Source organism: Aquimarina discodermiae (assembly GCF_040786235.1).
GTDB lineage: Bacteria > Bacteroidota > Bacteroidia > Flavobacteriales > Flavobacteriaceae > Aquimarina.
Genome location: NZ_JBFMKP010000024.1, coordinates 37,351 through 63,489 on the forward strand (window position 1 = coordinate 37,351; position 26,139 = coordinate 63,489).

The following is a 26,139-nucleotide window of genomic DNA, read 5'->3' on the forward strand; positions in this document are numbered from 1 at the left end:
TAATGTCTGGAATTTTATTATTTACAATAACACCAAAATAAATAAACCATGACAAAACTGCCATGGTTTATTATTATAAATATTTTTTGTTATGCTTTTTAAAATTCTCTATTTACATCCCAAGCTTCTAGGTAATCTTTTACTCGTTGTACAAATTGCCCTCCTAAAGCACCATTAACAACACGATGATCATAAGAATGTGATAAGAACATTCTATATCGAATACCAATAAAATCACCTTCTGGTGTTTCTATTACCGCAGGAACCTTTCTTATAGCCCCCAAAGCTAATATCCCTACCTGAGGTTGATTAATAATAGGAGTCCCCATAATACTTCCAAAAGTACCCACATTCGTTACGGTATAAGTGCCATCTTGTATATCATCTGGTTTTAATGCATTGTTACGAGCTCTATTTGCAAGATCATTCACGGCTTTGGTCATACCTACCAAATTTAACTGGTCTGCATTTTTGATCACAGGTACTATTAAATTACCATCGGATAAAGCAGCTGCCATACCAAGATTAATATGTTTCTTTTTAATAATAGTATCTCCCGAAACCGAAATATTCATCATAGGAAAATCCTTAAGAGCTTTTGCCACAGCCTCCATAAATATAGGAGTAAATGTCAGTTTTTCTCCTTCCCTCTCCATAAAACCTACTTTGGCCTTCTTTCTCCAGTTCCAGATATTTGTAACATCTGCCTCTATAAAAGATTGAACATGAGCAGAAGTTTGAACCGAGTTTACCATATGGTTTGCTACCAGTTTACCCATTCTAGTCATCTCTATAATCTCATCTTCTCCTGAAGCAATAACTGGAGCCGCCTTAGAGCTACTCTTTTCCTTTTCTGAAGCTATTGTTTTTTCTTGTAATTGATTTGTAGCAACCGGCTCTTTTACTTTACCACTTTTACGATCTTCTACAAATTGAAGCATATCTTTTTTAGTAACACGACTATCTTTCCCTGTCCCTTCGATAGATTCTAGTTCACTAAGAGAAACTCCCTCTGTCGCTGCAATATTCTTTACTAGTGGAGAATAAAATTTTGTACTGCCATCAAAATCAGCACTTGTATTGGCAGTAACCACTTCTGTAACCTCTGCTATTTGAGTTTCTATGACATTCGCTTCTTCTGGAACTTCCTGGTTATTCGTTGATTCTACAAAAGAATCAGACGCTACCTCTACAGCTCCATTAGACTCTGTTTCAATTACAGCAATCACCTGCCCCACCTGTATAACATCATCAACTTCGAACAGCTTTTCTATCAAAACTCCCTCTACTTCGCTAGGCACTTCACTATCGACTTTATCTGTTGCAATCTCTACAATCGCATCATCTAACTCTATAGTATCCCCAACTTCTTTTAACCAAGTTGTTATTGTTGCCTCTGCAACACTCTCACCCATCTTTGGAAGTTTTAGCTCAAATTTTGCCATATCCTTAATCAAAAGTGTTTATTTGTTTACGTTTTTGCGAATTTAATAAAAACAAGGCTAAAAAATTAATTTTTCCTTATATATTTTTCTACAACCAAATTACTTCTCCTTTTCCATCATTAAAATCGCTACCTACGACATAATCGCTACCTTGTGGTCGTATTTTATATGTTATTCTATTACTTTTATTCTTTTGCATACAATCAATAATATCATCAAAAGCTATAAAATTGTTATCAAAGATAATCTCGATATTTTGATCTCCCAAATTTGTTAACCTTTCTCTTGAAATCTTTTTGATTTTTTGAGATAGAATCGCCTTTAATTTCTGTTTTAAACGTGCATCTTCTGAAATCAAATAATATTGATTTATACTATTGCTTTTTTTAATACGTTTCTGTAATCCCAAAATCGAAGCTACCATTTGTATGGCAATAGAAATCAGCACATCAAACAACCAATTGCTTTGAAAATGCTTTTTATAAAAGATTCTCATTGCATTATAAAATTGCTTTACATAAACCTCATTACGCCCAATACTTTCTGCTCTATAATGAATTGCTACAGTATCTCCTATATAATAATTCTGAAATCCTTTTTTTTTCATTCTATAGCACAAATCTATATCCTCGCAACATAAAAAGAAATCTTCATCAAAACCATTTATCGAATCGAACGCTTTTTTCTTTATTAATAAAAAAGAACCCGACAGCACATCGACATAACCATTTTTTTCTGAAGGTATATGCTTGGCATAATAATTCTTTACACTACCAAAATTAACCCCTAAAAGTCTTTGTAATGAGGTTAACGGTGACGGAATATTGCGTTTACTATCATTAAGAAACCTACCCTTACCATCTATGAGTCTTGGACCCACAATCCCTAAATTCGGTAATAGCTTAGCTCTATCTAATAAATTAGAAAATGTTCTTGATCCCACTACTATATCTGGATTAAGAAAACAAACATATTCTCCTTTTGCCTGATTAGCTCCTTGATTATTAGCTCTCGACAAGCCTATATTTTGTTCATTTTCAATAAGCCGCACCCAAGCAAATCGATCTTTTATCATTTTACAACTCTGATCTTTAGAACCATTATCAACTACAATAACCTCTGCCTTACTATCTCGCAATGCATCTTTAACACTTATCAAGCATAGCTCAAGAAAATGACGAACATTGTAATTTACAATAACAACAGATAGTTTCAGGGTGTAAAAATTTAAGTTTTGCTTCTTTAACTTTTCAAAGCATTTTCAAAAGGTATCCTATTACGTATACTTCTTCCTAACGTAAGCTCATCTGCATATTCTAATTCATCATTTACTCCTATTCCTCTAGCAATGGTAGATGTTTTTATAGATAACCCTTCTAATTGCTTATAAATATAAAAATTTGTAGTATCTCCTTCCATGGTAGCACTCAAAGCAAAAATTAATTCTTTTACTTCTCCTTTTTTTACTTTTTCTACCAAAGGAGCAATAGTTAATTCATGAGGGCCGATGCCTTCTAATGGATTTATTTTTCCGCCTAAGACATGATATAGCCCTCTATATTGACCCGTATTTTCAATTGCCATAACATCTCGTATATCCTCTACTATACAAATCAGTTCTCTATTTCTATTTGGGTTATTGCAAATTTCGCATATAGCGACATCACTTATGTTATGACATGATTTACAAAATTTCACATCTGACCTTAAGGCCCCCAAAGCCTTCACCAAATGCTCTGTTTGTGTTTCTGGCTGTCTTAGTAAATGTAATACCAATCTTAATGCTGTACGCTTACCTACCCCAGGTAACTGGGACATCTCATAGACAGCATTCTCTAATAATTTTGAAGAAAATTCCATAGCACTACAAATGTACAGTTTTTTTAATGTTTGTAGTCGTTGGTTTGACATCATAATAACGCTGTTCACTAAAACTGCAATACATCAAAGATCAAACAAGCCGTGTATATTTTGTTTTACTACACTTCAGAACACAAAAAAAATAGTATTGATCGTGTAGCTACTCTGTATTTTATTACTTTTACTTAAAAACATCAAGATAGTAGCTATGCTTTCAGAACAAACACAGCTTATTTTAACAGTATTAGCAATTGCTGTTTTATTTGTGATCGTTTCCTGGAACACAAAACGAAACAAAAACAAGCTATATAACCGTGATAAACGTAATTTCAGAAAGAATTACGAAAAAAAGAAAAAATAACTCTCTATGAAAATATACACAAAAACAGGTGACAAAGGGACCACAGCATTGTTTGGAGGAACCAGAGTCCCTAAACATCATATTCGTATCGACAGTTACGGCACTGTAGATGAGTTAAACTCTTATATAGGACTTATTAGAGATCAAGAAATTGATAACTCTTCCAAAAAAACACTTATCGACATACAAGATAAACTTTTTACAGTTGGAGCAGTGTTAGCGACCGATCCCGAAAAAGCGATTTTAAAGAGTGGTCAAAAAAGACTTAACATTCCAACTATTTCTTCTGAAGATATTGAGTTTTTAGAAAAAGAAATTGATGCTATGAATGAATCACTAGCGCCTATGACACATTTTGTATTACCAGGAGGTCACCAAACTGTGTCATTCTGTCATGTAGCCCGCTGTGTATGTCGCAGAGCAGAACGTTTGGCTAGTGCTCTCTATGAAATCGAGCCTTTTGAAGAGAAAAACTTACAGTATTTAAACCGACTATCTGACTACCTTTTTGTACTGGCACGAAAGTTGTCATTCGATCTAAGAGCAGAAGAAATTAAATGGATTCCTGAAAAAAATCCTAACAACAAAACCACTGCAAAATAATTAATGGGAAAGCCCAGAAAATCACGTTCTTATAATTATTGTTTAAATAATTAATTTTTTACTTGACTTTTTAAACTAAAAAATTATTTTTGCAAAAAAAATTAAACCAGTAAACATATGTATTGGACTTTAGAATTAGCATCCTATTTAAGTGATGCGCCTTGGCCAGCTACAAAAGACGAATTAATCGATTATGCAATTCGTACTGGAGCACCTCTAGAGGTTGTAGAAAACCTACAAGCAATTGAAGATGAAGGAGACTCATATGACTCTATAGAAGAGATATGGCCTGATTATCCGACTGACGAAGATTATCTTTGGAATGAGGATGAATATTAAATGAATTAAAATAGTATTAAAAGTCTCGAAAGAGGCTTTTTTTTTGCGTAAATTACGCCGCTTTTAACCTTAATTCTATTATTAGAATCGGTTACATGTGCTAAAAAATTGTGAAATATATAAACATCATATTTCACAACAACCTTAACATGTATTCGTTTTTATAAAATAGAATTTGGATTAAAATGTTATTTACGACATAAAAGTATTGTATAACAGGCCATCATTTGGTCTTGAGATAGGATAAATCTCGATATTTAAGAGATCAAGCCTTATTGCTACCTCTTTGCAAGAGGTAAATCAGTTAGTTTCAAAATTGAAATTAAAATCTCATTAAACACATAATCATATATTATGGGAATTTTAGATTCTGTATTAAAAGTATTTGTAGGAGATAAATCCAAAAAAGATATAAAAGAGGTTCAACCAAAAGTTGAGCTCATTAAAAAAGCCGGAAAAGCATTAGAAAACATTTCTCATGACGAATTACGTGCCAAAACTGTTGAGTTTAAAAAACGAATAGATGATGCCAGAGCAGCCATTAATTCTAAAATCGACTTACTTAAAGAAGAAGCCAATACTACAGAAGACATAGACAAAAAAGAAGATATCTATGGCGAGATTGATAAACTAAAAGAAGAAGCTTATCAAACTACCGAAAAAGCCTTAAACGATATTCTACCAGAAGCTTTTGCTGTAATAAAAGAAACTGCAAAACGATTTGCAAACAACGATACTGTTACGGTAACCGCCTCTGCATATGACAGAGAGTTATCGGGAACCAGAACCCATATCTCCCTTGACAATGACCAAGCCATTTGGTCAACAAGTTGGGATGCTGCAGGAAAAGAAGTTAAATGGGACATGATCCATTATGATGTGCAGTTAATTGGTGGAATTACACTACACCAAGGGAAAGTAGCCGAAATGCAAACAGGAGAAGGAAAGACATTAGTGGCCACACTTCCTGTTTATCTTAATGCTTTATCTGGTAATGGTGTTCACCTTGTAACCGTAAACGATTATCTTGCTCGTCGTGATAGTGAATGGATGGCGCCTATTTTTCAATTCCATGGTCTTACTGTAGACTGTATCGACAACCATAAGCCTAACTCTGCAGAACGTAGAGCAGCATATAATGCAGATATCACATACGGAACCAATAACGAATTTGGTTTTGACTACCTAAGAGATAATATGTCTCACGCTCCAGAAGATTTGGTACAACGACCTCATAATTACGCGATCATAGATGAGGTAGATTCAGTATTGATCGATGATGCACGTACACCATTAATCATTTCTGGTCCTATTCCAAAAGGAGATGTTCACGAATTTGATGAACTAAAACCAAAAATATCAGACATTGTCTCTGTACAGCAAAAATACCTTACAACCGTCCTAGCAGAAGCCAAAAAGCTAATTAAAGAAGGGGATACTAAAGAAGGTGGTTTTAAACTACTTCAGGTATATAGGGGAATTCCTAAAAATAAAGCATTAATCAAGTTTTTAAGTGAAGAAGGTGTAAAACAATTACTTCAAAAAACTGAAAACTTCTATATGCAGGACAACAATCGTGAAATGCATAAAATCGATGCAGATTTGTACTATGTTATAGAAGAAAAAAATAATCAGATTGACCTTACCGATAAAGGAGTAGATTACCTTTCTGGCAAAGAAGATCCCGATTTTTTTGTCTTACCTCAAATCGGTATGGAGATTGCAAAAATCGAGAAGCTAGAACTATCTAAAGAAGATGAAGCCGAAAAGAAAGAAGAACTTTTTAGAGATTATAGTGTAAAAAGTGAAAGAATACACACATTAAGACAACTTCTAAAAGCATATTCATTATTCGAAAAAGACGTAGAATATGTAGTAATGGACAATAAAGTAAAAATTGTCGATGAACAAACCGGTCGTATTATGGACGGTAGAAGATATAGTGATGGATTACACCAAGCAATAGAAGCCAAAGAAAATGTAAAGATTGAAGATGCAACGCAAACTTTTGCTACTGTAACATTACAGAATTATTTTAGAATGTACGGTAAACTATCAGGTATGACAGGTACCGCCGTTACAGAAGCAGGTGAACTTTGGGAAATTTACAAATTAGATGTAGTAGAAATACCAACCAATCGTCCTATTGCGAGACATGATAGAGAAGATTTGGTATACAAAACTAAGCGCGAAAAATACAACGCAGTAATAGATCAAGTTACCGAACTATCAAAAGCAGGGAGGCCTGTACTTATTGGTACAACCTCTGTAGAAATATCTGAGTTGTTAGGAAGGATGCTTACGATTCGTAAAGTACCTCATAATGTATTAAATGCCAAATTGCATAAAAAAGAGGCCGATATTGTTGCCGAAGCAGGTAATACAGGTATGGTAACTATTGCAACCAATATGGCAGGTCGTGGTACAGATATTAAACTATCTGACGAAGTAAAAGCTGCGGGAGGTCTTGCAATTGTAGGTACAGAGCGTCATGATTCTCGACGTGTAGACAGACAGTTAAGAGGTCGTGCTGGTCGACAAGGAGATCCAGGAAGCTCTCAATTCTATGTATCGTTAGAAGATAATCTTATGCGATTATTTGGTTCTGAAAGAATTGCAAAGATGATGGACCGAATGGGCTTAAAAGAAGGAGAGGTTATTCAGCATTCTATGATTTCTAAATCCATAGAAAGAGCGCAGAAAAAAGTCGAAGAAAATAACTTTGGTGTCCGTAAACGACTATTAGAATATGATGATGTAATGAATGCACAGCGTGAAGTAGTTTACAAACGTCGTTATCATGCATTATTTGGAGAGCGTTTAAGAGTCGATATTGCAAATATGATCTATGACACAGTAGAAGTTATCACCGGCGGAAATAAAGACGCTCAGGACTTTAAAAATTTCGAATTTGAGCTAATTCGCTATTTCTCTATGAGCAGTCCGGTATCTGAAGCTGAATTTGAAAAGATGGATACTCAAAAAATTGCAGGAGAAGTTTACAAAACTGCATATGAGCATTATCAAGATAAGATGAAACGTAATGCAGAAACTGCATACCCAGTAATCAAGCAAGTATTCGAAGACCCTTCTAGCAACTACGAAAGAATCTTAGTGCCGTTTACAGATGGTATAAAAAGTATCAATGTTGCTACAGATTTACAAAAAGCATACGAATCTGAAGGAAAACAATTAATCACCGATTTCGAAAAAAATATCACATTAGCTATTATCGATGATGCATGGAAAACGCATCTTCGAAAAATGGATGAATTAAAACAAAGTGTTCAGCTAGCAGTACACGAACAAAAAGATCCTTTACTAATCTATAAGTTCGAAGCTTTTGAATTGTTTAAAGCTATGATCGAGGAAGTAAATAAAGATGTAATTTCTTTCTTGTTTAAAGGAGAATTGCCGACAGGTAATACTCAGGACATTTCTGAAGCACGTCAAGTTAGAAAGAAAGAGAAGTTAGAAACCTCTAAAGAGGAAATCCCTAATATGGATGAACGAGCGGCTCAAAACCGAGCTGCCGGACAAACACAAGGGCAACCTCAGGTTACAGAAACTATTGTTAGAGAGCAACCAAAAATTGGTCGTAACGACAGGGTAACCATCAAACACGTTATGAGTGGTGAAAATAAAACTGTAAAATACAAACAAGCTATCCCTTTAATAGAAAAAGGTGAATGGGTGATTATTGACAATTAACCTTTCAACATAACACAAATAAAAAAGCCAAAACAGAAAAATGTTTTGGCTTTTTGTTTATTATAAAATGGATTAATCAATATGAAACTCCATTGTTTTTACGACTTCATTTTCCCCCTTTTCATGCCCCCAGGTTTTAGCTTCGACTACCCAATCAGAGTTACTTGAAAATCCATTTTCTGTAGACAATGTTACATCATCATGTAACTCATGTTTTCCGTTCTCTTTATGCACATGAGCTTCCTTAGGTTTTTCATAAACAACAGCCGTATTGTCTGCCTTGTTATATATTTTCACCTTAACATGATGAACTGTTTGTTTGGTTTTACTTTCCCATACAGCATGAATATGAATTTCTTCATCCATTTTTTTATTCTCTGTATCAGGAGACATGATCGTCGCAGAATAATCTACGCTCGCATTAGGATCATGATCATGTGTTTCTTCATCATCACTTTTACAAGCTGTAAACAGCGATGACACAACGAGTAAGCATAATAAATAATTTTTCATTTGTGTGTTGAGTTTTGTATTTATATAGGTATTTATAAAAACGTAACGTTCTCTTAATTTTAATATTATACAAAAAACAAAATATTAAACTGATACCACACTCATTTCACAAAAATTTACGACAAATTCTCTAAGAGAAGTCTTTATCAATTTTTCTTTTTAGCATAGTTACCTGAACAAAAAAGAGAAAACACAAAAGTAAAATTCCATAAATGGTAGATTTATGAAGTGTATATCCCGAAAAAGGGGCTTCAAAATTTCTCTTGGATATATTCAAAAAATTGAGCTTATCAAAAAAAGAGTTTTCGTCACTTTCAAACGACAACAACAAAAATATCACTAGACTTATCACAAAAATAATCCCACCCCATCCTTTACGAGAAATAAGAGGTTTATAAGATACTGGGGCTTGCACCGAAGAAACTTCTACCTTATTCATTACATTACTCAAAAAATCTGACGAAGGACACTCTAAGCCTGCTTCCTTTACCAAATCACGAATATCTTTATATTGCTCTTCCATTTTTATTACATATTTCTGGGGAAACGTGATGCTTTAATATCGAATATAGTTTTTTTCTACTTCGGTACAACTTAATTTTCACATTATCCACTGTTAAACCCGTAATCTGTACAATTTCTTTTACAGATTTTTCTTCAAAATAATACAATGTTATAATAGCAGCCTCATCTTCAGAAAGACTCGCGATACTGGCGGACACCACCTTCCTTCTATCTTTATCCTCCAAATACCCCAAAGCATCCCCTATTGTACCAATATCACCCTCACTAACTTCTTCAATAAGTGCTGTAGTTACCTTTTTTTTATTCCTTTTTATTGCGTCTAAGCTTTTTCTGTAAACAATGGTGTATAACCAAGTCGAAAACTTAGCATCACCTCTATACATACTCAATGAATTAAAAGCTTTTACAAAACTATCCTGAGCTACTTCTTCTGCCAACTCTTTATTCTTCACCATTCGAAATGCAACGGTGTATACCAGGTTTTGATATCGCTCTACCAAAGTCGAAAATGCATTTACATGCCCTTCGAGTACTTTGGATATATAATATTGATCTGATTGATGGTTCATTTCTTCATAAGACGACAGAACATTCATATCGGTTACAACTCGAAATATAAAATACAAAATATTTTTACCGTTTTTGTAACCGGCTAAAAAAAACAGGCGTCTTAATAGAAAACGAACAGTATATCAATCAATAAAATTTTAGGAATTATGACATTTTTAGAAGCTTTAATCCCACTATCCGTATTTGGGTGTATTTTTGGAATTTTTTATTTATTTGTTTCTGCAAGAAACAGAGAACGAATGGCCCTTATAGAAAAAGGTGCAGACGCCTCTATTTTTTATAGTAGTAAAGAAAAAAGAGTAACCCCTGTATGGAAAGTCCTTGTTTTAAACTTTTCATTGTTATTAATGGGAATTGGAATTGGGATTTTTATTGCAGGAATTTTACATTTTTCTTTACATGTTGATGAGGATATTGCTTATCCTGGTACTATATTCCTAATGGCAGGTTTAGGTTTATTTGTCGGGTTTAACATGACAAAAAATTTAGACAAACAATAACTTTAGTCGTTTTTGTTAATAATGAGTATAGACAATCTTATAAACAAGATTGTCTTTTTTTTATGAAACAAACCATTTAGAAAAAAAAGTTATGCGATTTATAGATGAGAATTGCCTAAAACAATTGCAATAATTTTTTGCTAGACTAATGAATCAACTTAAAGAATAACCATAGTTATTGTTTTATTTTATGAAGAACATGCAGGGGAAAAATAACGTGATCAGATGCTAAATTTTTATTCATAAATCGCATTATTTCCCATATACTGCCCAAAGTTATACCAGTTCTGATTTGAATTTGCTCATAAGAAAACAATATATTTTTGCATTGGACAAAAAAGAAAAGTTCAGCATAGCCATAGCTACGGTTAATTTTTATTTTGAAGGATCATGTAAAAGGATGCCGTTTTATTGGGTAAATTCAAATCAGAAATGGTATTACTCTTGCATTAGAACCAATCGTTTGAGTAAATAATGAAATCAACAAAGACATTTTACAACTACCTTCTTCAAAACACTATTACATAATACACCGATCTAATAAGTAAATAGATCTAAAACATAGAAGAATATAGAGCATAAATTCATAAAAAAACCCTGATGAAAAATCATCAGGGTTTATCTATTGTTGTAAGTAATTATTTTACTATTCCATATCTGCAACTTGATCATTATCTAAGAACTTTTCTAACACCACAGATTCTCCTTTGTTATTTTCAAGAAAATAAATCCCTGCTGGTAATTGACTAAGGTCAACTATATTAATTGTTTTAGATAATATATGTACCGTATTTTTTACTTCAAATAACTTTATAACATCTCCTTCTTCAAAATCTACCACAGTTATAACATCTCCTTCTCTTTCTATAGCCAAAAGATCTCTTTGTGTATTTTCGTAATAATTGATAAACTCTTCCTCTTCATTAACTTTAGAAGGCATATCAGCTCTTACTGAATCTCTTTCCAAAACAAAATCATTATTTGCTGTTTCTAAAACTCCTTCTATTTGTATTTCTTCTTCAAAACGTTCTATCATTACAGACTTACCATGCGTATTCTCTAACAAGTACATACCTATAGGTAATTGACTAAGATCAATATCTCCATGTGTTTTAGACAAAATGTGGTCACCACTTTCTACATCAAAAAGTTTGATTTTATCTCCTTCTTCAAAATTCACCACAGACACAACAAGACCTTCTTTTTCAACCTCAAGAGACTGATCTGTGTCATTTGCACAAATATTACCAACAAAAAAGATACTAATTAAAAAAAATACTATTGATTTCATTCTGTATACTTTACAGTAAAGCTTCAATACTTTACTACGGTTTTACCATACAATAATATCATTAAATTGCCGTTACGCAAACTAAAAACCTTACTTTTAGATCAAGTGGTTTTGTTTTTCGACAAATTACACAAAAAGTGTTAAAATCACCTTCCTAAAACAATAAATAACTGACTATCAATTATTTAAAAATTAAAAAACATAAAAAAACAGACAAAGAACCATTTTAACCAGATGAAAAGACACATCTTTTTACGAATTGATGTTTTATTTTTGTTAAATTTATGTTATAAAAAAAATGCCTCACTATATAATTAGCAAGGCATTTTTATAATTAACACTACAACTATAATATTCTATATATCAGAAGTTTTATTCATCATTTAGCACAATTTTGCTATACTTTGCATTAATTGTAATCATCTTATTTGTACTTCTTGTTTTTTGGAAACCGTTAACAAAAACATTCCCAAAATTTTTCCTTGTATTTATCTCTAAGGTTTTTGGTAAAGAGATAATACTTTGTGCTCCACTATAGGACAAGTTAAAAGCCGTTCGAGGTAAGTTTAACTTGAAATCGCATTTCTCTACTGCCAAGTCTAATGTAGAGAAAGATTCCCCTAGACTCATTATGTTTATTGCTCCAAAGCTTCCAGAAATAGCCCCATTTTCTTCTAAGTTTTGAATAAAAATGTTACTAGAATCTGCATTAACCAATAGGTTCTTTGCTTTTTGTATTCTACAGTTTTTAACATAATTCACAACCAATCTTCCACTATTCCACTCTCGAATGGAAACGGGTGAGTATGAAGATTTAATAAAAGTTTGATTTCCATCTATAACATTAGCAGATAATTTGGTATGAGATAAAGACGCCCGCACATCAATTGCTCTTTCTGCCAATTTCACATCTCCGTGACGAGCATTAATCCTTAATCGAACTCCTTTAGGCACATTTACTTTTATAGTTTTATTTACCACATTAGAAGGAGCTGAACTATTATAATTATATTGATATACCGTGATATTTGCTCCTCCTCTATTTTGGCTTTCTATATCTCTTGTTAATTGCGTCGCCCACGCATTCATTTGTTTTCCGTATTGCTCTCCCCATGTTTCCAAGCGAATTTCCATTTGAATAGGTTTTCCATTAATAGCATTTTCATCAAGTCGTTTTACCCATTCTAATTTTCCATTATCCACATCATCTTTAAATTTCTCACGAATCTGACTCTCCCATTGCTGAATGTATTTTTCATCATTACCATTATTAGATCTGTTTGTGTCATAACTCACGTTGGCCTGATTTTGCGAAAGAGTGCTTGGCATAGGGTTTCTGGCTATGTTTTCCATCAAAGGTCCTAGCATATCAGAAATCATAGGACTTAGCTTTCTTAACTCCTGAATATTTTTATCCAGTTCTGCACTAGAAACCGCTCTATTATTTCTACTCCAAAAATTACCTGCAGTAGAACTTATCATTACCTCATTTTCATTTCCAATAACATTTACTTGCCAGCTCTCTAATATTCTCTTTGCATCTTCATCAGAAAGATCCCCTTCTATATAAGCTTCTACTCCTACCGAATTTCTATTCCAGGTCTCAAAAACGACACTTGTATGGCTTGAATTAAGGGTAACAACAACATCGCTATTAGTTGTTATCTTTTCGCTTAATTTATTTTGTTTGCTTTGCGAGAAACCTTCAGCACAAACACACAAAGCACTAATAACAAAAAAACTAAGCTTGTATTTCATTGTAATTTTCATTTTCAATTCGCTCTAATTCTTTTAATTTATCTTTTAGTCTTGTTAATAGTGATAGTCTAATAGTCAAGTTCTCCATCATTGCCTCAACACTCTGAACGTTTGGTCCTACCTCTAGTAATTCTTTATTTAATCTTTGATATTCTTTATCGAGATCATTTAACTTAGATTTAAAACTTTCAACCAATTCTCTATTTTTATCATCAATTTCTATATTTGATAGTTGAAATCGTATACTCGTAAGGATATTATTCTCTACTTCTTCATACTCTGGGGATATTTTTGCCAAAGGAGATGTTTGTTTTGCCAACACTACTGAAGAGTTTTTGATCACTGCATTATCAATATCTACTACTTGACCATCTCCCTGATTTTTACTCCCAAACTGATTATAAGTAAGGACCGACACAGAAATGATAACCACAATACTTGCAGCAATATTAAGCCAGCTATAAGCTCGGGATTTTGCCTTTTTAACCGGAAGCTCTGCTTCTAACCTAGCCATAAATCTTACATCATGGCCATCTCTTAGTCTTTCAGAAGGAATTTGTTTGTCCTGCCTAAGCAGCTCTCTAATATCCTGTGCCATCTTTTAAATGTTTTAATTGTTCTTGCAATTGTTTTTTTCCTCTATGCACCAAAGTTCTCGAAGAAACAGGAGTAATATCCAATATCTCACTAATTTCATTATGATCATAGCCTTCTATCAAAAACAACATCACTGCATATTTATATTTTTCTGGTAATTTTTCAATAGCTCTCTTAACCTCATCTACAGTAACAGAATCTGATACAGACCAATCATTTTGTTCTTCTACCGTACCCATTACTTGTTCATTTATCGCCACCATATTTAACTTCTTTGCCTTAAGCATATCAATGCTTTTATTTATAACAATTCTTTTCAACCAAGCACCAAACGTCACGTCCCCCGTAAACTGATGAAGTCTAGCAAATGCCTTAATAAAAGATTCTTGCATTGCTTCTTCTGCTTCAAACGGATCTTTAAGAAAACGTAATGCTACATAATACATACCATCACAGTATTTATTATAGAGTTTCATTTGCGCTCTACGATCATTGGCCCTACATTGCTCTATTAATTCGCTCTGTAACAAACTTCTTTTACTTTTGGTTAGTGACTACTTATCTAAAACTGCTTTAAATAGCTCTCTTTATAAAAGACGAAAACACATCTCTCTTGTTGCAAAATTATATATAAAAAAACCATAATTACAACAAAACCCTAGCTTTCAAACAAATAAAGACTTATTCTAGATACTATTATTTAAAAAATGTGTTGTTTTTTTACAATTACTTTTATCAACAATAAACCAAAATTGTAATGGCAAAGAGTTATATTTAGGATCAAAATTACATCAGGATGCCAAAGCTTTTAAAACAAACATTATTTATAATCCTAGGGTTAGTTATTATTAGTTTTTTAGCTATGTATTTAATGAAAAAAAATACAAAAAAACATAGCCCCGAAGAAACGATAACACACACAGCAAAAGATGTAACCTTTACTGTGTTTTATAACAGACCGTTTAAAAAAGGACGTAAAATTTTTGGAAATCTTGTACCATTTGATCAAGTCTGGAGAACAGGTGCCAATGAAGCAACAACCTTTACTACTTCTAAGGATATTATGGTAGATGGTTCTATACTAAAAAGAGGCACATATACGCTTTGGACTGTTCCTAACGCAAAATCTTGGAAAGTAATTTTTAATAAAAAAGAATATAGCTGGGGAGTAGACATGAATGGCACTCCTAAACGAAATGAAACCTATGATGCTCTTACCGTAGAAGTACCTGTGCACCCATTATTAAATGTTGTAGAGCAATTTTCTATTTACTTTGAAAACGCTAAAGATTTTACCATACTTTATTTGGCTTGGGACAGAACTGCCATTGCTGTTCCTATCACCCTATAAAAGATCGTGCTTATTATATAATTCTACTAGGAATTTATACTTTTGTTATAAATCCATACAGTGTCAAAAGATTCTCATAAACATATTCAAAAATCTGAAACATCTTCTGTTAACACCAACAGCAAGGCTATTGATAGATTTAAAAAATTACAACAAAAAGAGGTTGTCGTAGACGCTATATTTAATGACATAGTAAAAGGAAAATCTGCTGCATTAAGCAAAGGAATTACTTTGATCGAAAGCACCAAAAAGAAAGATATAGTAAAAGCCCAACAGCTTTTGGAAATGTGTCTCCCACATGCTAACAACTCTGTTCGAATAGGTATAACGGGAGTTCCTGGTGTTGGAAAAAGTACTTTCATAGAAGCTCTAGGAAAACTAGGACTAAAAAAAGGAAAAAAGATTGCGATACTTGCTATAGACCCAAGCAGTAGCTTATCTAACGGAAGTATTTTGGGTGACAAAACCAGAATGGAATCTCTAGTTCAATCATCAAAAGTATTTATTCGCCCTTCTCCTTCTGGTAAGTCTCTTGGAGGTGTAGCTCAAAAAACAAGAGAATCAATTATTCTTTGTGAAGCAGCAGGATATGATACGATCCTAATAGAAACAGTTGGTGTAGGACAAAGCGAAACAGCGGTCCATAGTATGGTAGATTTTTTTCTATTGCTTAAACTAGCAGGAGCTGGTGATGAACTTCAAGGAATTAAACGTGGAATTATTGAAATGGCAGATGCCATCGTTATAAATAAAGCAGATAAAGACAATGTCCTAAATGCTCGAAAAGCAAAAAATCAATTCGCAAAAGCATTACACCTTTACCCTATTGCTCAAAACGAATGGTCTCCAAAAGTACTTACCTGCAGCGCTATTGAAGAAATCGGTATTGAAGCGATATGGGATATGATTACAAGTTATGTGAAGCTAACAACCGAAAATGGTTTTTTTGAAAAAAACAGAATAGAACAGAATTCATCCTGGTTATTACAAACAATTGATGAACAATTAAAAAAATCGTTCTATACTAATGCAAAAATAAAGAAAGAATTACCTATCAAACTCGAAGCAGTTCGACAACACAAAACAACTCCTTTTGCAGCAGCAAACTATCTTTTAAAAATCCTAAAAAAAGATACTACTGATTTATAAATCAATTAAAACATCTACCGTATAAACAACAAACAACTCCTGAACGAAGTTGTTTGTTGATAATCATATTTTTTGGCGCTTCATAAGCAACTCACATATAACGCATTATTGTAAGTTTTCTAAACTAAGCCTAAGTGTTGCTATTTTGGCTTCGGCATCAGCCTGTTTCTTTTTTTCATTGGCAATCACCTGTTCTGGAGCATTACTTACAAAACGCTCGTTTTGCAGTTTTTTCTGAACAGATTTCAGAAAACCTTCTGTATAGGAAAGTTCTTCGGTCAACTTTTTAATCTCCTCTTCTACATTAATATTTCCTGAAATTGGAATAAAATACTCGGTAGACTTCACTCTAAAAGAAAGCGCACCATCTATTTTGGCAGCTACATAATTTAAGGAAGATACATTTCCTAGTTTAGATATTACCGCATCAAAAAAAGTATTGTCTTCTTCTTTAGAAAGAACTGAAAGCTCTATTGTTTCTTTAAAAGAAATATTTTTCTCTTTCCGCACGGTACGAATTCCTGAAACTACTTCTGCAGCAATCTCAAATCCCTCGATCACCTCATTATTTACGTTTTGAGCCTCTGGCCAACTTGCAACAATCAAAGCTTCTTCTGTAGACCTTTCTGTAATTTGTTGCCAAATTTCTTCAGAAATAAAAGGTACAAAAGGATGTAAAACCTTTAGATTATTTTCTAGTATAGCAATTACCTGTTCATAGGTCTTTGCATCTATCGGGCTTCCATAGGCCGGTTTTATCATCTCTAATAACCAGCTACAGAAATCATCCCAAACCAGTTTATAGGTTGTCATTAAGGCGTCACTTATCCTATATTTAGAATAATGATCTTCTAGCTCTATGAGTGACTTTTGAAATTTAGAAGCATACCATTCTATTGCTATTGCTGATGCTTCTGGCTGTTCAATAGTATTATCTATTTCCCAACCTTTGATCAACCTAAAGGCATTCCATATTTTATTTACAAACGAACTTCCCTGCTTACATAAGTCTTCATCAAACATTAGGTCATTTCCAGCAGGTGAACTTAATAACATTCCCACACGAATCCCATCTGCTCCATATTTACCAATTAACTCTAAAGGATCAGGAGAATTACCCAATGATTTGGACATTTTACGGCGTTGTTTATCTCGTACGATTCCCGTTAAGTAAACATTGGTAAAGGGCTTCTCTTTTTTATATTCATATCCCGCAATAATCATTCTAGCGACCCAGAAAAATAAAATTTCTGGAGCTGTCACCAAATCGTTAGTTGGGTAATAGTAATTTATCTCTTTATTATCGGGTTCTAAGATACCATTAAACACACTCATAGGCCATAACCATGATGAGAACCAAGTATCAAGTGCATCTGGGTCCTGAGTTAAATCTGCAATAGTCAAATCAGTATTGCCTGTTTTATCTTTGGCAAGTTGCAAGGCTTCTTCTTTGCTTTCTGCAACTACAAAATCTTCTTTTCCGTCTGCATAAAAATACGCAGGTATCTGATGCCCCCACCATAATTGTCGTGAAATATTCCAATCTCGAACGTTTTCCATCCAATAACGGTAGGTATTGATAAACTTTTCGGGAACCAAATTCACTTCCTTATCTAACACCGCATCTAAAGCCGGTTGGGCCAGGTCTTTCATTTTTAAAAACCACTGGTCACTTAACCTTGGCTCAATTACTGCCTTAGTACGCTCACTTGTCCCCACTTTATTAAGATGAGTTTCTACTTTCTCAAGAACTCCAATTTCCTTAAGCTCTTTAACAATCTCCTTACGAACTACAAAACGATCTTTACCTTCATATTGTAATCCATAAGAATTTAGAGTAGCGTCTTCATTAAAAATATCAATTATTTCTAAATTGTGTTTATCACCCAATACCTTATCGTTAGGGTCATGTGCTGGAGTAACTTTTAAACATCCAGTACCAAACTCTATATCGACATACTCATCTTCTATAATAGGGATTACTCTATTGGCAATCGGCACAATTGCCTTTTTACCTTTTAAATGAGTAAAGCGCTCATCATTAGGGTTAATACAGATTGCTGTATCTCCCATAATTGTCTCTGGACGCGTAGTTGCAATGGTAAGAGTATCTTCGGTTCCTTCTATCTTATACTTTAGATAATACAGGTTTCCTTGTTTCTCTTCATAAATCACCTCTTCATCTGACAAAGTCGTTTTTGCTTCAGGATCCCAATTAACCATCCTATAACCTCTATAAATAAGGCCTTTATTATACAGGTCTACAAAAACCTTTATTACCGATGCTGATAGATTAGGATCCATTGTAAATGAGGTACGTTCCCAATCACATGAGGCTCCTAATTTTTTTAATTGCTCTAAAATAATCCCACCATGTTTGTGAGTCCAATCCCATGCATGTTCTAAAAACTCTTCTCTTGTAAGGTCTTTTTTATCTACTCCTTCTTCTTTTAACTTTGCAACCACTTTGGCCTCTGTTGCAATAGATGCATGATCTGTTCCTGGTACCCAACAAGCGTTATACCCTTTTAAACGAGCTCTTCTTATTAACACATCTTGAATTGTGTTATTAAGCATATGCCCCATATGTAAAACCCCTGTTACGTTTGGAGGTGGAATAACAATTGTATACGCTTCTCTTTCGTCGACTTCTGAATGAAAATAATTATTTTCTATCCAATAGGAATACCATTTTTCTTCTATCGATTTTGCATCATATTTTCCTGCTAAAGCCATACTTTGGTCTGGTTTTTGATTTTTGAAATGCAAAAATACTTATTAAAGTATGAAGAATAAAACCAGAAATATGAATTTTTTTAAAAATTAAACAAGAAAACAGTATAAAACATTACTAAGAACATTAAATAGTTACACTTGATTTGTTATAAATTTATTCTAATTAATAGTGTAACATTTAAAGGTATGATTTTGCAATTGAATAAAAAGTAATTACTTTTACATTCAACAAAAACCTACGTTATGAAAAAAATATTAATCGTTTTATGTATTGGTTTTCTAGCCACAACCCTTCAAGCGCAGGATGGCCAAGCACGTATACAATTTAAAAATGAAGTTGTAGATTATGGTGAAATAGCCAAAGGAAGTGATGGTGTGAGAAAATTTGAATTTACAAATACAGGAAACGCCCCTTTAATTATTTCAAAAGTATACTCTAGTTGTGGATGTACAATTCCTAAAAAACCAGAAAAGCCAATTCCTCCTGGAGAAACTGGCGTTATCGAGGTTAAATATGACACAAAAAGAGTCGGACCTATTCGTAAAACAATAACAGTATATTCTAACGCCGAAGAGGCCACCAAGGCTATAAAAATTAAAGGAACGGTATTAGACAAAAGTGTTTTAGAAAACTAATAAGCAATTATACAACATGCAAAAAAAGGATATCAATAAGATATCCTTTTTTTATACTTTATTTTTAATACTTCTCTAAATTAAATCACTTTCTTAAGAAAAAACTGGAACTTTATTTTTACTCCTAATCTTTCTATTTGCATCTTAATACTTTTTCCTTCTTCAGAATAGAATAAATCATTCAAATCAGAGAGTTTATAGCGATATGCTAACCTTCCATTTACCGATAATACAACATCTCCTTTTCTTAATCCTTCTAAATAAGCAGGAGAATCGGGTCTTACATCAGAGATTTCATACTTTGGCTGAAGCACAAAATTTGTAGAAAACTGCAACGTTTTTTGATTAACGAGCTTATTAATTCCTAAATAAACCCTATCATTCTCGACATAATTTTTTGCAATCGAGAAACCAGTATGTTGCAATGTAATACCGCTCATATTATAATAAAAAGGTTTATTAAAAAGGCTATTTTTCTTAAATGAAATTTTCTTGTGCGGGTAGTCCACAATAAGATTAAACCTTTTTAAAATATCTCCACCCAACGAACCTTGTCTCCTATTTAATGATATCCCTTGTATATATAGAGAGTCTGGAAAAGAAGCTTTAACATCTCTTAACTTAAAATCCCCAATTCTAAGTTCTTTAATTTTGGTTTTTTGCCCATATATCTCTCCACTAAAACCTTTTCCCAAGAAATCTCTAAAAGAATTAGAGTTGATTTTAATTCCTTTTTCTTTATTCTCAAACAGCCACAAAGACGATCCAGAACCCGAATCCAATAAAAGGTTAACATCTATCAAGCCATTTTCAGATTTATACTTTGCTGTTATAAGGGGTTTTTTATTCTTATCTCTAAAAACAAGACCCGTTTGATAGCACTTTTTGCATTTCTTATAATCAAAAGCATTTGGGGAATAAACCTTTATATATTCTTTTGCATAATTAATATCTAAAATAAAATCCTTAAAAAAATCATACCCTATAATCCCGTGAATAGGAAATCCCATTCTTGGCGAAAAGTTAATCGATTCATCCAAAACCAAAAAAACAGTCTGATCTACACTAAATGATTTACCTATCCTGAGTTCATTATTAGAAGACTTTATGGCTTCTACAGGTTCCTCATTCCCTAATCCTCTTAAATAAATCTTTGATGCATTTTTAAGTTCTAGTGTACTCGTATTATCTACACTAAAGATTATGGTAGAAGTAACACCAGAATCTAAGATAAAAGACATTTGAACATCATTAATAACAACGGGTAAAACAATAAGGTTGTTTGCCAATTCAAACTTTATCTTATCATGTTTTACCCCTTTTGGTAACTTAAAATTATTTTGAGAGAAGAGTCCCATTGTTACCAATAGGAAAAATACTAAAACCCTATTTTTAAACAAATAATAAAAACTTCGTGATGTAATTTCCATTAAATAAATATAAAAAAAATAGCCTCTATCATACAGTTATTTCTTAAAATATTTAAGAAATTTGTTCCTATTTATTTATTTTAAAGAATACCGAATGCCTATAGTATCACATAAGGGTAATGCCATGCCAGAATCTCCTATTCGAAAATTGGCTCCTTTTGCAGAAAAAGCTGTAAGAGAAGGTAAACATATTTATCATTTAAATATTGGACAGCCTGATATTAAAACTCCTATTGAGGCCATGAATGCAATTCGCAATCATAAATTAGACATTCTGGCCTATAGTCATTCTGCGGGATTCGAAAGTTTTAGAAATAAACTGGCAGCCTATTATGCCAAGCATGATATCACCATTTCTTCTGACGATATTCTAGTTACTACAGGTGGTAGTGAAGCTTTGATTTTTACCATGGGGAGCATTACAGATCCCGGTGATGAAATTATTGTTCCAGAACCTTTTTATGCTAACTATTACAGTTTTTCTACTCAATCTACGGTAAAAGTCGTTCCTGTAATCTCTACTATAGAAACAGGGTTTGCTTTACCAAAAATTTCAGAGTTCGAAAAACTTATCACCTCCAAAACCAAGGCTATACTTATATGCAACCCAGGAAATCCAACAGGTTACCTATATAGTAAAGACGAAATAAAACAGTTATCAGAACTCGCTATTAAACATGATTTGTTTTTGATCTCTGACGAAGTATACCGTGAATTTATCTATGATGACTCAGAACATTACTCTATCCTTCAAGAACGAGGAATTGATGAACACGCAATAATAGTAGATTCTGTTTCTAAAAGATACAGCATGTGCGGAGCCAGAATTGGGTGTATTGTTAGTAAAAATAAAAGTGTAATGCAGACAGCTATGAAATTTGCTCAAGCAAGATTAAGCCCTCCTACCTTTGCACAAATAGCCAGCGAAGCTGCATTAGAAGCTCCAGAATCATATTATACAGAAACAATCGCAAAATATAAACAGCGAAGAGACACCTTGGTAAGCGGACTTAAAGAAATTCCTGGTGTAAAAGTTGCGGTTCCGAAAGGGGCTTTTTACTGTATTGCAGAATTACCTATCGAAGATGCCGATCATTTTACAAAATGGCTTCTAGATGAATTTGATCTAAATAAGCAAACTGTTATGCTTGCTCCGGCATCAGGATTTTATTCTAGTCCTGAAAAAGGTAAAAACCAAGTAAGAATTGCTTATGTACTAAATCGAAGAGATTTAAAAAAAGCGATTGAAATCCTAAAAGTAGCCTTAGAACAATATCATGAAAATTGAACAAAATAAATCTTTAAAACCCTACAACACGTTCGGAATTAATGTTTTTGCCAAAGAATTTATTACCATAACTTCTGAAGATGAGCTTAAGAACGTCCTTACTACTTATCCTGACAAAGAATTATTTGTACTAAGTGGAGGCAGCAATATGCTCTTGACTAAAAATGTAGAGTCTTTGGTTTTACATATTGCATTAAAAGGTATCGATACTATCGAGGAATCTAACGAAACTGTATTAATAACTGCCAAAGCTGGCGAAAACTGGCATGATTTTGTTCAATATTGTATTAAGCATAATTACGGAGGATTAGAAAACCTATCGCTGATACCAGGTTATGTTGGTAGTGCTCCCATCCAAAACATTGGAGCTTACGGAGTAGAATTAAAAGATACTATGGTTAGCTGTGAAGCAATTCATATTGACACAAAGAAAAAACGTACTTTCACAAATCATGAATGTAAGTTTGATTATCGAAATTCTATTTTTAAAGAAAGTGTCAAAGGACAATACATTATTACACAGGTTACTTTTAGATTAACCAAAAAAAATCATATACTTACAACCGGGTATGGAGCGATCGAAAGTGCTTTAACAAACCAAAGCATTACGAATCCCACCATACAAGATGTTGCAGAAGCAGTAATCCAAATTAGAAGAAGTAAGCTTCCTGATCCCAAACAAATAGGAAACAGTGGGAGTTTCTTTAAAAATCCTATCATTTCTAAAGAACACTTTATCGAATTACAAAAAACACATCCCGAAATTCCTTCATATCAAATAGACCAGCAACATATAAAAGTTCCTGCTGGATGGCTAATCGAATATTCTGGGTATAAAGGAAAAAGGTGGGGTGATGCTGGTGTTCACAAAAAACAGGCACTTGTTTTGGTTAACTATAACAATGCTACAGGAAAAGAAATATTAGACGTTTCAAAAAAAATACAAGCCACAATTAAAGAGAAATTCAATATTGTACTGGAAACAGAAGTTAATATTATATAACAAGGATTTCTCTATACATTTTGCACCAAGAAAGATGTGCAAACATGTATTATATTTCATTAACATAGAAAAAATGCACATTCTTTGTATCTTTGCTAAAAATTTTGATTTTATATTGTTATGATGTTATTTCTTCTTACAATTGGTTTAATGCTATTAGCATTTGGTGGTATTGCAATTAAATTATGGGCAAAGAAAGATGGTAAATTTGCTGGAACATGCGCAAGTCAAAGTCCATTTCTTAATAAAAGTGGAGAATCATGTTCGCTTTGTGGCAAGACACCTGATCAATATGCTAGTTGTAATGAAGAACAACACAATAAATAGTTTTTATTTCACTATTTATAGTTTTCAAAAATAATTCCTTGAAAAAAGAAAAACCAACTCTTTTAGAAGAACATATTAAAAAGGCAAAAGAAGGAAAACAAACTTCTTTTAATTATTTATTAGACACCTTTTGGAATGATATTTATAGTTTTCAGCTAAAAAGGACTCGAGATGAGTATGAAGCAGAAGACATTACAATTCAAAGTTTTTCAAGAGCGTTTGACAAAATTCACACTTTTAATGAAACCTACAATTTTAGAAGTTGGTTAACACAAATTTCTAAAAATATTCATATTGATTTATTACGGAAAAAAAATGCTTCTATACAATCAAAAACAACTACAGAGGTAGATGACAGAGTTTATAAAATAGCAGATGACAATCCTACGCCAGAAGATAAATTAATTAGAGAGCAAAATTTAGCTCAATTATTAAGGTATATCAAACAACTAAAACCTAACTATCAAGAAGTAATCAATCTACGGTATTTTCAGGAGTTAAGCTATAAAGAAATTGCAGCGTCTCTGGACGAGCCTATCAACAATGTAAAAGTAAAATTACTTCGCGCAAAGAAATTACTTTCAGAAATTATTGCTGGCACTAAAAAATAATACTAACCATACAATTTTTGATATATTAATATATTTCTTCAACCATAAACCTACATCATATCAAATTACAACCAAGATAGGCAACAAACCTATCTTAATGTAAATGTTGTAAATTGTTTGATCACACTATATAAAGGATCAATCCATTTATCATTGATTTTCTTATTGTATTTTATATATTTTTGAACTAAACCTTTTGGAGCAGAAATTTCCTTTTCTATAGCAGTAATATTGATATACTTTTGATTGTTACGCAGCCATTTTTCTACGCGCTTACGATTGTTTTTCGTTTTTTTGTCGTTTAATACTAATTCTTCGGACATCTTGAGGTAATTTTTTGTCTTTATTCTTATACAATAACACCCCGAATTCTTGCAAATTAAATAATAAACACAATTTGGGTTCTGTTTTAAACAAAATCCAAATAAAAAAAGGGGGTTACATTATATAACTCATAAATTCAAAAAAAATTTTATATTAACTAAAATTTAACCTGATGTTAAAACTTTGTGCAATTAAGGTTTTACTGTAAAAACATATTGTTTTTATCTGACACGCATTATTTTAAACTTACCTCATAACTTTTATAAGAACATTGTATTAATCTAAGCTTTCTTTGTATTTTTGCCAAAAATATTGCTTATCATGAATAATGATGTTACTAGTATAGCCCCTCCCAAAGGCAAACCAAAATGGTTACGGGTAAAATTACCTACCGGAAAAAAATACACCGAACTTCGAGGATTGGTAGATAAATATGATTTACACACCATTTGTACCTCTGGAAGCTGCCCAAACATGGGAGAATGTTGGAGTGAAGGTACTGCTACTTTTATGATATTAGGTAATATCTGTACTCGTTCCTGCGGTTTTTGTGGTGTTAAAACGGGAAGACCAGAAACCGTAGATTGGGCAGAACCCGAAAAAGTAGCACGTTCTATAAAGCTTATGAACATAAAACATGCTGTCGTAACTTCTGTAGACAGAGATGATCTTTTGGATGGTGGCTCCATTATATGGGCAGAAACTATACAAGCCATTCGTAGAATGAATCCGGAAACTACGCTAGAAACACTTATTCCTGATTTTCAAGGAAAAACCAAAAATATTGATCGGATTATTGCGGTAAAACCAGAAGTTGTTTCCCATAACATGGAAACTGTTAAAAGATTAACCCGAGAAGTTAGAATTCAGGCAAAATACGAGCAGAGTCTTTCTGTACTAAAATACCTTAAGGATAATGGTATTAATAGAACTAAAAGTGGAATCATGCTTGGCCTTGGAGAAAAAGAAGACGAAGTTATCCAAACATTAAAAGATCTTAGAGCTGTAAATTTAGACATTGTAACTATAGGACAATATCTACAACCTAGCAAAAAGCATCTTCCGGTAAAACAATTCATAACTCCTGATCAATTCAAAAAATATGAAGAAATAGGGTTAGAAATGGGATTTAGACATGTTGAAAGTGGTGCATTGGTTAGATCTTCTTATAAAGCACAAAAGCATTTAACATAGTCAAAAAAGCATTTAGG

At 32.9% G+C, this 26,139-nt stretch carries 25 protein-coding genes; 12 read left to right on the plus strand and 13 right to left on the minus strand.

The features are described from left to right. Nucleotides 1-98 precede the first annotated feature (98 nt). The 3 genes from ABW636_RS15860 to recR form a co-directional block, all read right to left on the minus strand. Entirely contained in the window at nucleotides 99-1,445 is a 1,347-nt protein-coding gene (locus ABW636_RS15860; protein WP_367591046.1) for a dihydrolipoamide acetyltransferase family protein, read from the minus strand. 88 nt (nucleotides 1,446-1,533) lie between these two features. Beyond that, nucleotides 1,534-2,661, minus strand: coding sequence for a glycosyltransferase family 2 protein (locus tag ABW636_RS15865; protein WP_367591084.1), 1,128 nt, complete (start codon nucleotides 2,659-2,661; stop codon nucleotides 1,534-1,536). A 26-nt stretch (nucleotides 2,662-2,687) separates the two neighbouring features. Next, a complete protein-coding gene (recR, locus tag ABW636_RS15870) occupies nucleotides 2,688-3,305 on the minus strand; it encodes a recombination mediator RecR (RefSeq protein WP_367591085.1) in 618 nt (205 codons plus the stop codon). Nucleotides 3,306-3,672: 367 nt separating this feature from the next. On the opposite strand from recR, the gene ABW636_RS15875 reads away from it, so the two are divergent. From ABW636_RS15875 to secA, 3 genes are all read left to right on the plus strand, one after another. Next, nucleotides 3,673-4,269 carry a cob(I)yrinic acid a,c-diamide adenosyltransferase gene (locus ABW636_RS15875; protein ID WP_367591047.1) on the plus strand — a complete coding sequence of 199 codons (597 nt, stop codon included), beginning with the start codon at nucleotides 3,673-3,675 and terminating at the stop codon, nucleotides 4,267-4,269. Nucleotides 4,270-4,386: 117 nt separating this feature from the next. Next, entirely contained in the window at nucleotides 4,387-4,608 is a 222-nt protein-coding gene (locus ABW636_RS15880) for a DUF2795 domain-containing protein (RefSeq protein ID WP_008272287.1), read from the plus strand. 354 nt (nucleotides 4,609-4,962) lie between these two features. Continuing rightward, entirely contained in the window at nucleotides 4,963-8,319 is a 3,357-nt protein-coding gene (gene secA / locus ABW636_RS15885) for a preprotein translocase subunit SecA (RefSeq protein WP_367591048.1), read from the plus strand. Between the two features lie 72 nt (nucleotides 8,320-8,391). Here the strand turns inward: secA and ABW636_RS15890 are convergent, their stop codons facing one another. The 3 genes from ABW636_RS15890 to ABW636_RS15900 form a co-directional block, all read right to left on the minus strand. Then, nucleotides 8,392-8,832, minus strand: coding sequence for a hypothetical protein (locus tag ABW636_RS15890; protein ID WP_367591049.1), 441 nt, complete (start codon nucleotides 8,830-8,832; stop codon nucleotides 8,392-8,394). Between the two features lie 130 nt (nucleotides 8,833-8,962). After that, the gene (locus ABW636_RS15895) at nucleotides 8,963-9,355 is read right to left on the minus strand and encodes a hypothetical protein (RefSeq protein ID WP_367591050.1); all 393 of its coding nucleotides are present in this window, start codon (nucleotides 9,353-9,355) and stop codon (nucleotides 8,963-8,965) included. Continuing rightward, complete coding sequence (locus tag ABW636_RS15900; protein ID WP_367591051.1) at nucleotides 9,339-9,953, minus strand: RNA polymerase sigma factor; 615 nt, start codon at nucleotides 9,951-9,953, stop codon at nucleotides 9,339-9,341. The genes ABW636_RS15895 and ABW636_RS15900 overlap by 17 nt, the downstream gene beginning before the upstream one ends. 120 nt (nucleotides 9,954-10,073) lie before the next feature. Between ABW636_RS15900 and ABW636_RS15905 the strand changes: the two genes are divergently transcribed. Next, the gene (locus ABW636_RS15905; protein ID WP_367591052.1) at nucleotides 10,074-10,427 is read left to right on the plus strand and encodes a DUF6249 domain-containing protein; all 354 of its coding nucleotides are present in this window, start codon (nucleotides 10,074-10,076) and stop codon (nucleotides 10,425-10,427) included. Between the two features lie 646 nt (nucleotides 10,428-11,073). Here the strand turns inward: ABW636_RS15905 and ABW636_RS15910 are convergent. The 4 genes from ABW636_RS15910 to ABW636_RS15925 all read right to left on the minus strand — a co-directional run bounded on the left by ABW636_RS15910 (nucleotide 11,074) and on the right by ABW636_RS15925 (nucleotide 14,549). Continuing rightward, the gene (locus ABW636_RS15910) at nucleotides 11,074-11,718 is read right to left on the minus strand and encodes a hypothetical protein (protein WP_367591053.1); all 645 of its coding nucleotides are present in this window, start codon (nucleotides 11,716-11,718) and stop codon (nucleotides 11,074-11,076) included. A 372-nt stretch (nucleotides 11,719-12,090) separates the two neighbouring features. Continuing rightward, nucleotides 12,091-13,476, minus strand: a complete 1,386-nt coding sequence (locus tag ABW636_RS15915; protein ID WP_367591054.1) for a hypothetical protein — start codon at nucleotides 13,474-13,476, stop codon at nucleotides 12,091-12,093. Then, complete coding sequence (locus ABW636_RS15920; protein ID WP_367591055.1) at nucleotides 13,460-14,074, minus strand: hypothetical protein; 615 nt, start codon at nucleotides 14,072-14,074, stop codon at nucleotides 13,460-13,462. Before ABW636_RS15920 ends, ABW636_RS15915 begins: the two co-directional genes overlap by 17 nt. Beyond that, the gene (locus tag ABW636_RS15925; RefSeq protein WP_445012693.1) at nucleotides 14,058-14,549 is read right to left on the minus strand and encodes an RNA polymerase sigma factor; all 492 of its coding nucleotides are present in this window, start codon (nucleotides 14,547-14,549) and stop codon (nucleotides 14,058-14,060) included. Before ABW636_RS15925 ends, ABW636_RS15920 begins: the two co-directional genes overlap by 17 nt. A 395-nt stretch (nucleotides 14,550-14,944) precedes the next feature. Here ABW636_RS15925 and ABW636_RS15930 point away from each other — a divergent pair, with 395 nt between their 5' ends. Continuing rightward, on the plus strand, nucleotides 14,945-15,424 hold the full coding sequence (locus ABW636_RS15930; RefSeq protein ID WP_367591057.1) for a DUF2911 domain-containing protein: 480 nt from the start codon (nucleotides 14,945-14,947) through the stop codon (nucleotides 15,422-15,424). A 60-nt stretch (nucleotides 15,425-15,484) separates the two neighbouring features. After that, entirely contained in the window at nucleotides 15,485-16,573 is a 1,089-nt protein-coding gene (meaB, locus tag ABW636_RS15935) for a methylmalonyl Co-A mutase-associated GTPase MeaB (protein WP_367591058.1), read from the plus strand. 105 nt (nucleotides 16,574-16,678) lie between these two features. On the opposite strand, the gene ABW636_RS15940 is transcribed toward meaB, so the two are convergent. Continuing rightward, nucleotides 16,679-19,309 carry a valine--tRNA ligase gene (locus tag ABW636_RS15940; RefSeq protein WP_367591059.1) on the minus strand — a complete coding sequence of 877 codons (2,631 nt, stop codon included), beginning with the start codon at nucleotides 19,307-19,309 and terminating at the stop codon, nucleotides 16,679-16,681. A 243-nt stretch (nucleotides 19,310-19,552) separates the two neighbouring features. Between ABW636_RS15940 and ABW636_RS15945 the strand changes: the two genes are divergently transcribed. Beyond that, entirely contained in the window at nucleotides 19,553-19,945 is a 393-nt protein-coding gene (locus ABW636_RS15945; RefSeq protein WP_367591060.1) for a DUF1573 domain-containing protein, read from the plus strand. An 80-nt stretch (nucleotides 19,946-20,025) separates the two neighbouring features. Here ABW636_RS15945 and ABW636_RS15950 read toward each other — a convergent pair whose 3' ends face one another. Then, the gene (locus tag ABW636_RS15950; protein WP_367591061.1) at nucleotides 20,026-21,375 is read right to left on the minus strand and encodes an aspartyl protease family protein; all 1,350 of its coding nucleotides are present in this window, start codon (nucleotides 21,373-21,375) and stop codon (nucleotides 20,026-20,028) included. Nucleotides 21,376-21,469: 94 nt separating this feature from the next. On the opposite strand from ABW636_RS15950, the gene ABW636_RS15955 reads away from it, so the two are divergent. The 4 genes from ABW636_RS15955 (at nucleotide 21,470) to ABW636_RS15970 (ending at nucleotide 24,604) form a co-directional block, all read left to right on the plus strand. Then, nucleotides 21,470-22,663 carry a pyridoxal phosphate-dependent aminotransferase gene (locus ABW636_RS15955; protein ID WP_367591062.1) on the plus strand — a complete coding sequence of 398 codons (1,194 nt, stop codon included), beginning with the start codon at nucleotides 21,470-21,472 and terminating at the stop codon, nucleotides 22,661-22,663. Continuing rightward, on the plus strand, nucleotides 22,653-23,666 hold the full coding sequence (murB, locus tag ABW636_RS15960) for a UDP-N-acetylmuramate dehydrogenase (RefSeq protein WP_367591063.1): 1,014 nt from the start codon (nucleotides 22,653-22,655) through the stop codon (nucleotides 23,664-23,666). The genes ABW636_RS15955 and murB overlap by 11 nt, the downstream gene beginning before the upstream one ends. A gap of 120 nt (nucleotides 23,667-23,786) precedes the next feature. Continuing rightward, nucleotides 23,787-23,993, plus strand: coding sequence for a membrane or secreted protein (locus ABW636_RS15965; RefSeq protein WP_367591064.1), 207 nt, complete (start codon nucleotides 23,787-23,789; stop codon nucleotides 23,991-23,993). A gap of 38 nt (nucleotides 23,994-24,031) precedes the next feature. Continuing rightward, complete coding sequence (locus ABW636_RS15970; RefSeq protein ID WP_367591065.1) at nucleotides 24,032-24,604, plus strand: RNA polymerase sigma factor; 573 nt, start codon at nucleotides 24,032-24,034, stop codon at nucleotides 24,602-24,604. A gap of 89 nt (nucleotides 24,605-24,693) precedes the next feature. On the opposite strand, the gene ABW636_RS15975 is transcribed toward ABW636_RS15970, so the two are convergent. After that, nucleotides 24,694-24,927, minus strand: coding sequence for a hypothetical protein (locus ABW636_RS15975; RefSeq protein WP_367591066.1), 234 nt, complete (start codon nucleotides 24,925-24,927; stop codon nucleotides 24,694-24,696). Nucleotides 24,928-25,249: 322 nt separating this feature from the next. Here ABW636_RS15975 and lipA point away from each other — a divergent pair, with 322 nt between their 5' ends. Next, entirely contained in the window at nucleotides 25,250-26,122 is an 873-nt protein-coding gene (lipA, locus tag ABW636_RS15980; protein ID WP_367591067.1) for a lipoyl synthase, read from the plus strand. Nucleotides 26,123-26,139: the final 17 nt, after the last annotated feature.

What these genes read in the sequence shown, in the direction of transcription:
- ABW636_RS15860 (WP_367591046.1), bottom strand. Translation starts at nt 1,445, where the DNA reads ATGGCAAAATTTGAGCTAAAACTTCCAAAGATGGGTGAGAGTGTTGCA.
- recR (WP_367591085.1), bottom strand. Translation starts at nt 3,305, where the DNA reads ATGGAATTTTCTTCAAAATTATTAGAGAATGCTGTCTATGAGATGTCC.
- ABW636_RS15875 (WP_367591047.1), top strand. Translation starts at nt 3,673, where the DNA reads ATGAAAATATACACAAAAACAGGTGACAAAGGGACCACAGCATTGTTT.
- ABW636_RS15880 (WP_008272287.1), top strand. Translation starts at nt 4,387, where the DNA reads ATGTATTGGACTTTAGAATTAGCATCCTATTTAAGTGATGCGCCTTGG.
- secA (WP_367591048.1), top strand. Translation starts at nt 4,963, where the DNA reads ATGGGAATTTTAGATTCTGTATTAAAAGTATTTGTAGGAGATAAATCC.
- ABW636_RS15890 (WP_367591049.1), bottom strand. Translation starts at nt 8,832, where the DNA reads ATGAAAAATTATTTATTATGCTTACTCGTTGTGTCATCGCTGTTTACA.
- ABW636_RS15895 (WP_367591050.1), bottom strand. Translation starts at nt 9,355, where the DNA reads ATGGAAGAGCAATATAAAGATATTCGTGATTTGGTAAAGGAAGCAGGC.
- ABW636_RS15900 (WP_367591051.1), bottom strand. Translation starts at nt 9,953, where the DNA reads ATGAATGTTCTGTCGTCTTATGAAGAAATGAACCATCAATCAGATCAA.
- ABW636_RS15905 (WP_367591052.1), top strand. Translation starts at nt 10,074, where the DNA reads ATGACATTTTTAGAAGCTTTAATCCCACTATCCGTATTTGGGTGTATT.
- ABW636_RS15910 (WP_367591053.1), bottom strand. Translation starts at nt 11,718, where the DNA reads ATGAAATCAATAGTATTTTTTTTAATTAGTATCTTTTTTGTTGGTAAT.
- ABW636_RS15915 (WP_367591054.1), bottom strand. Translation starts at nt 13,476, where the DNA reads ATGAAATACAAGCTTAGTTTTTTTGTTATTAGTGCTTTGTGTGTTTGT.
- ABW636_RS15920 (WP_367591055.1), bottom strand. Translation starts at nt 14,074, where the DNA reads ATGGCACAGGATATTAGAGAGCTGCTTAGGCAGGACAAACAAATTCCT.
- ABW636_RS15925 (WP_445012693.1), bottom strand. Translation starts at nt 14,549, where the DNA reads ATGAAACTCTATAATAAATACTGTGATGGTATGTATTATGTAGCATTA.
- ABW636_RS15930 (WP_367591057.1), top strand. Translation starts at nt 14,945, where the DNA reads ATGAAAAAAAATACAAAAAAACATAGCCCCGAAGAAACGATAACACAC.
- ABW636_RS15940 (WP_367591059.1), bottom strand. Translation starts at nt 19,309, where the DNA reads ATGGCTTTAGCAGGAAAATATGATGCAAAATCGATAGAAGAAAAATGG.
- ABW636_RS15945 (WP_367591060.1), top strand. Translation starts at nt 19,553, where the DNA reads ATGAAAAAAATATTAATCGTTTTATGTATTGGTTTTCTAGCCACAACC.
- ABW636_RS15950 (WP_367591061.1), bottom strand. Translation starts at nt 21,375, where the DNA reads ATGGAAATTACATCACGAAGTTTTTATTATTTGTTTAAAAATAGGGTT.
- ABW636_RS15955 (WP_367591062.1), top strand. Translation starts at nt 21,470, where the DNA reads ATGCCTATAGTATCACATAAGGGTAATGCCATGCCAGAATCTCCTATT.
- murB (WP_367591063.1), top strand. Translation starts at nt 22,653, where the DNA reads ATGAAAATTGAACAAAATAAATCTTTAAAACCCTACAACACGTTCGGA.
- ABW636_RS15965 (WP_367591064.1), top strand. Translation starts at nt 23,787, where the DNA reads ATGATGTTATTTCTTCTTACAATTGGTTTAATGCTATTAGCATTTGGT.
- ABW636_RS15975 (WP_367591066.1), bottom strand. Translation starts at nt 24,927, where the DNA reads ATGTCCGAAGAATTAGTATTAAACGACAAAAAAACGAAAAACAATCGT.
- lipA (WP_367591067.1), top strand. Translation starts at nt 25,250, where the DNA reads ATGAATAATGATGTTACTAGTATAGCCCCTCCCAAAGGCAAACCAAAA.